This window comes from Arthrobacter sp. H20 (assembly GCF_000520515.1).
Classification (GTDB): domain Bacteria; phylum Actinomycetota; class Actinomycetes; order Actinomycetales; family Micrococcaceae; genus Arthrobacter_D.
This window is the reverse complement of sequence record NZ_KI914715.1, coordinates 54,130-59,765: the sequence shown is the minus strand read 5'-3', so window position 1 is coordinate 59,765 and position 5,636 is coordinate 54,130. Positions and strand designations below refer to the sequence as shown.

5 protein-coding genes are annotated in these 5,636 nt (G+C 65.6%); 4 read left to right on the top strand and 1 reads right to left on the bottom strand.

All coding sequences use genetic code 11. The annotated features are described in order from the left end of the window. Positions 1-44: 44 nt before the first annotated feature. A complete protein-coding gene (locus Y703_RS0104480) occupies positions 45-1,538 on the bottom strand; it encodes a GntP family permease (RefSeq protein ID WP_026551749.1) in 1,494 nt (497 codons plus the stop codon). 164 nt (positions 1,539-1,702) lie between these two features. Here Y703_RS0104480 and Y703_RS17955 point away from each other — a divergent pair, with 164 nt between their 5' ends. The 4 genes from Y703_RS17955 to Y703_RS0104460 are packed head-to-tail and all read left to right on the top strand — an operon-like array spanning position 1,703 to position 5,574. Next, positions 1,703-3,175 (top strand): four-carbon acid sugar kinase family protein, encoded by a 1,473-nt coding sequence (locus Y703_RS17955; RefSeq protein WP_051427305.1) that lies wholly within the window; start codon positions 1,703-1,705, stop codon positions 3,173-3,175. After that, entirely contained in the window at positions 3,172-4,113 is a 942-nt protein-coding gene (locus tag Y703_RS0104470) for an NAD(P)-dependent oxidoreductase (RefSeq protein ID WP_026551748.1), read from the top strand. The genes Y703_RS17955 and Y703_RS0104470 overlap by 4 nt, the downstream gene beginning before the upstream one ends. After that, complete coding sequence (locus tag Y703_RS0104465) at positions 4,091-4,813, top strand: FadR/GntR family transcriptional regulator (protein ID WP_026551747.1); 723 nt, start codon at positions 4,091-4,093, stop codon at positions 4,811-4,813. Before Y703_RS0104470 ends, Y703_RS0104465 begins: the two co-directional genes overlap by 23 nt. Further along, positions 4,810-5,574, top strand: a complete 765-nt coding sequence (locus Y703_RS0104460) for an SDR family NAD(P)-dependent oxidoreductase (RefSeq protein WP_026551746.1) — start codon at positions 4,810-4,812, stop codon at positions 5,572-5,574. Before Y703_RS0104465 ends, Y703_RS0104460 begins: the two co-directional genes overlap by 4 nt. Positions 5,575-5,636: the final 62 nt, after the last annotated feature.

Here is a 5,636-nt window from a genome sequence, read left to right as displayed (position 1 = left end):
ACAGATCCGAGCCTCCCGGCCACAGTTGTCAGAAACCGGCTAGATCAGCCGAGGATCGCGTTGGCGATGAACAGCAGCGGGATGGAACCGGCCCAGACCGCCGTCGTGATGCCTGACCAACCCTTGAGAGCTGCGACGCCGTCGAGACCGGCGAAGCGGGTGACCACCCAAAAGTAGGAGTCGTTGAAGTAGCTGAACACCATCGAACCGGCGGTGCAGGCCAGCGCGGCGACGATGGGGTCGATGCCGAGTGAACCCACCAGGGGCGCCGTCACTGACGCAGCGGTAATCATCGCGACAGTTCCTGAACCCTGAGCAATACGAACCAGTGTGGCGATAAGGAACGGCACCAGGAACGCTGGGAGCGCAGTGCCAGCGATCGCTTCGGCGAGGGCATCGCCCACACCCGAGCTACGCAGCACCTGACCGAGCGCACCACCGGCACCGGTGATAAGAAGGATCAGACCAGCGGAGGCGGCTGCCTCACCAAACCAGCCCTGCACCTTGGAGCGCGGGGTCCAGCGGGGCAGCAGCACGTAGACGGCCAGGATGACACCGATCACCAGAGCAACAACAGGGTTACCGATGAACGCGAGGGGAACCACCCAGTCCGACGGCGTGTACTCGCCGCCGCCAACAACACCCTGGTTGTTCTGGTCGATGGCACCGCTCACGGTGTTCATGATGATGAGGAGCAGCGGTACCAGCAGCGGCAGCGAGGCCACGAAGGCGCCGACCCTGTGCGGCCTGGCACCCGCGGGGGGCGTGCCAAGGGTGTTGTTGTCGACGTCCATCGACGGGGTCGCATCGTCATCAGTGGAGCCGGTGCCGCCGTCGACGTCGGCAACGGCAGTCCCGCCGCGACGTCCGGACGCGGCGTGAGCCGTGCCGTACACCGCCTCGCGAACTGTTTCATTCATGGATGGTTCAATCTTCGGCCCAATCCATTTGGCGTAGAAGACCACGATCGGCAGCAGGATCACCGTGAAGGCGAGGCCGGCGAGGATCAGCGCACCGAGGTCGGCACCGAGGATGCCGGCGACGGCCAGCGGGCCGGGAGTGGGTGGCACCAGGTGGTGGGTCAGTGTCATGCCGCAGCCGAGAGCCAGCGCGAGGGTGATATACCCGGCGCGCTTGACCCGGGCGATCGAGCGGGCCAGCGGGTTCATGATGACATAGCCGGAGTCGCAGAACACCGGGATGGACACGAGCGCGCCTACGCTGCCCAGCGCCCACGGCTCGCGACCCTTGCCGAAGAGTTTCAGGAAGGCCATGGCCAGGGAGTTGGCGGCTCCAGACACTTCAAGGATCTTGCCGATTCCGACACCCAGGCCAATGACAATGCCGATCGACGCCAGCGTGTTACCGAAGCCTGTTGTAATCGCCGAAACGATGTCCAGCGGCGCCTGTCCGGCGACAATGCCGGTCACCAGCGCCGCGATCAAGAGTGCTACGAACGCATCGAGCCGGGTCTTCAGCACCAAAACAATAATGGTGGCGATACCCAGGACGAGCGCCAAAAGAAGTTGTATATCCACGTACTGCTCCTTGGTCACTGAGCAGGCCTCGTTGCCATCTCAGGTGGTCACACCGGCCGGGTCGATTCTTTTGACGGGCACTGTGCTGCCTGTCACACTAGCACTAGACATATGACATCTGACAAGTGCCTGTGACGAATACACAGTGACGAAAGTGCGGACCAGTGATACTCGAAGAAGAGTTGCTCAACGGCTACCCAGCTGTCCAGGCCATCAAACCGGAGGTGATCGCCGCCGTCGTCCAGGCCTCCGGACGGATCCTGGTGGTCCTCGACGACGACCCCACCGGCACGCAGTCCGTCGCCGATCTGCCGGTCCTCACCTCCTGGGAGCCGAGCGACTTCGCGTGGGCCTTCGCCCAGCGCCTCGGCGGCGCACCGGCACCGGCGGTCTACGTCCTCACCAACACCCGCAGCCTCGATCCGGAAACCACCGCAGCGCGCAACCAGGAGATCGTGACCAACTCCCTCAACGCCGCCACGGCCGCGGGAGTCACCATTGGGTTTGTCAGCCGCAGTGACTCGACCCTCCGCGGCCACTTCCCGCTGGAGACCGACGTCATTGGGGCCACTCTTCTATCGGAGACCGGCACCGAGACCGACGGCGTCGTCATGGTTCCCGCCTTTCCCGATGCCGGCCGCGTTACCATCGGTGGAGTCCATTACCTGCGCGGGAACGACGGCGTTCTCACCCCCGTGGCTGACACCGAGTTCGCCCAGGATGCCACCTTCGGGTTCACCTCATCGGACCTCGGCGATTACGTTGCAGAAAAGACGGGTGGCTCGGCGGATGCCGTCATCCGATTGGACCTGACGATCATCCGCGGCGGCGCGCAGGGTATTGCTGACGCTCTCGGCCAGGCGTCCGACGCCGTCCCCATCGTGGTCGACGCCGTCACCGAAGATGACCTCCGGGCCCTCGCCCTGGGCCTTGAGGAAGCCGAGAGCCGCGGCAAGAAACTGCTCTACCGCGTCGGTCCGCCGTTTGTTCGAGCCCGGATCGGTCAAACCGAACGTCAGCCGCTGACGGCTGAGGAGGTGTTCGCCGATCTGGACGCCCCCGACTCCGGTGGCCTGATTGTGGTGGGCTCCCATGTGGGACTCACCACCCGGCAGCTGGACGCCCTGGTGGCGCGACGCCCCGAGGCCCGGCTCGTGGAGCTCGACGTCGAAGCGGTCCTGGACGCGGAACACCGAGACGCTGGGATCGCGGAAGCCGTCCGGGCAGTCGTCGAGGGCCTGCCGCACGGCGAGGTCATCCTGCACACCAGCCGTCGCCTGATCCGGTCCGACGACCCTGAGCAGAGCCTCGACATAGCCCGCACCATTTCGCAGGCAGTGGTCGACGTCGTCCGCACCACCATCGCCACGGCGCCCGTGCGCTTCGTGATCGCCAAGGGCGGCATCACGTCCTCCGACGTCGCCGCCCACGGGCTATCCATCCGCCATGCTCTGGTGCGCGGCCCAATGCTGCCGGGCATTGTCTCCCTCTGGCAGCCAGCCGACGGGCCGGCACGCTCTATCCCGTTCGTGGTCTTCGCCGGCAACGTGGGAACCGATGACTCACTCGCCGACGTGGTGGACATCCTGCGCTCCCCCACAACTGCATCCGCGACAACGACGGGAAACTCCAGATGACGTCCAATACTGTTGCCGTGCTGGGCCTCGGCGCCATGGGCCTGCCGATGGCGACCCGGCTGGCTGGCACCTTCACGGTTACTGGCTACGATCCGATGCCGGCGTCCCGGGAACGGGCCGAGAAGACCGGCCTCGCCTGCGCTCCGACGGCCGCCGACGCTGTCAGCGGCGCGACGATCGTCCTGCTGGCGGTCCGCGACGCCGTCCAGGTGGAGGGCGTCCTTTTCGGCGACGATGGGATTGCTCCCGCGCTGACGCCGGGCGCCGTCGTCGTCATGACCAGCACCGTGGGGATGGACGCCGTTGCCTCCTGGACCGAGCGGCTCAGCGCACTGGGCGTAGCACTGGTTGACGCGCCACTGTCCGGCGGCCCGGTGCGAGCGGGCGAGGGTGATCTGCTGATTGTGGTGGGCGCCGAACCATCGGTGCTGGAGACGGCGCGGCCGGTGCTGGAACGGCTCGCGTCGACGCTGACCGTGGTGGGGAACAAGGCAGGAGACGGTCAGGCCATGAAGACCGTCAATCAGCTGCTCTGCGGCGTGCACATCGCCGCAGCGGCCGAGGCGCTGGCCCTCGCCGACGCGCTCGGGTTGGACCAACACAAGGCGCTGGCCGCGCTGGAGACCGGAGCGGCGGCGTCGTTCATGCTCTCCAACCGCGGACCGCGCATGGTCCAGGGGTACGACGGCGACGCGGAGGTGCTGAGCCGGTTGGACATCTTCGTAAAGGACTTGGGCATTGTCGGCAAGGCTGCCCGGAGCGCCGGACTTGCGGCGCCCGTGGCCGCAGCGGCCGAACAGCTGTTCCTGCTCGGTCAGACCCAGGGCCTGGGCACCGCCGACGACTCGGCAGTGATCAAAGTGGTGGCACCCCAGCGGCGCACCGTAAGCCTGAACACCGTTGGAGGGGACGTCGATGGCACGGAAACCGCTCGCTGAATCGGTGTTCGATGACCTCCTGGAGCGGATCATCGACGGCACCTACCCGCCCGGTGCGACGCTCCCCCCGGAAAAAGACCTGGCCGCATCCCTGGATGTGAGCCGGTTGACGGTGCGCGAGGCGCTCAAGCAGCTGCAGGCGCAACACGTGGTGCAGATCAAGCGGGGTCTCGGGACCTACGTGAATCCCGCAGCCCAGTGGACTGATCTGCAGGCCATCATCAGGTACGCCTCCACCACCGCTGACTCCCCCGATGTGTCGCTGCGCCTGCTCGAAATCCGTCGCATGGTGGAGACGGGTGCCGCTGAACTGGCTGCACTGCATGCCACCGACGAGGACCTCTCGCAGATGGAAGCCTCCAACGCTGAGTTGCAGGCGGCCCACGAGGCGAAGGACCTCGACGCGGTCACTGCAGCGGATATCGCGTTCCATGAGACCATCTTCCGCGCCTCGGCGAACCCCTTTGTGCCGGTGATCCTCGGGCCGCTCAGCCAACTGCTGTACGCGATGCGGCGTGAAACGTCGTCGTTCCACGAGGTGCAACAGCATGCCATCGAGCACCACTCGCTGATCCTTGAGGCGATCCGCACACGCAACCCCGAGGTGGCGCGCAAAGCGATGCAGGCCCACATCAACCAGACGTACGACGACTTCGAGCATTTCATCCACCAGGAACAACAACATCAGGAGATTACATGACCTTTCCGATTGAACGCACAGCAGTCCTCACCGGCGCAGCCTCGGCCCGCGGCATTGGCCGCGCGACGGCGAACCGGCTGGCCCGCGATGGCTGGTCCATTGCGATCCTCGACATCGACGGCACCGCCGCCGAAGAAGCCGCAGCTGACATCGCGCAGCGGCACGGTGTGCAGACGGTCGGCGTCGCAGCTGATGTCTCGGACGAAGCATCGGTCGACGCCGCGATCACCACTGTTGAGGCCTCGGTGCCGCCGATCGTCGCCGTCGTCAATCTGGCCGGCATCAGCTCCCCCACCGAGTTCATGCAGGAAACGAAGAAGGCATGGGATCGGGTCTTCGCCGTCAACATGACCGGCACCTTCCTGGTCACACAGCGCGCGCTGCACGGGATGATCGAGCGGAAGCTCGGCCGCGTGGTGAGCATTTCCTCCATCTCGGCCCAGCGCGGCGGCGGCACGTACTCGAAGGTTGCCTATAGTGCGTCGAAGGCCGGCATCATCGGCTTCACCCGTGCCTTGGCCCGTGAGATGGGCGAACACGGGATCACCGTCAACGCTGTATCTCCCGGCCCTGTGGACACCGACATCATGGGCGGCACCCTGACCGAGGAGCGCAAACAGGATATGTCCAAGGACATCCTGATGGGCCGGGTAGGAACTGTTGACGACATTGCCGCCCTGATCTGCTTCCTGGTGGGACCCGACGCCGGCTACATCACCGCCGCCACCTATGACATCAATGGCGGCCTGCAGATCTCCTAACGTGATCGGCGGGGCGCCCTGTGCCGAAGGTAAAGTCAGGGCGAGGATCCAGAGTTCCAGAA

Coding starts and splice junctions, on each gene's coding strand:
- Y703_RS0104470 (WP_026551748.1), top strand. CDS start 3,172: ATGACGTCCAATACTGTTGCCGTGCTGGGCCTCGGCGCCATGGGCCTG.
- Y703_RS0104465 (WP_026551747.1), top strand. CDS start 4,091: ATGGCACGGAAACCGCTCGCTGAATCGGTGTTCGATGACCTCCTGGAG.
- Y703_RS0104460 (WP_026551746.1), top strand. CDS start 4,810: ATGACCTTTCCGATTGAACGCACAGCAGTCCTCACCGGCGCAGCCTCG.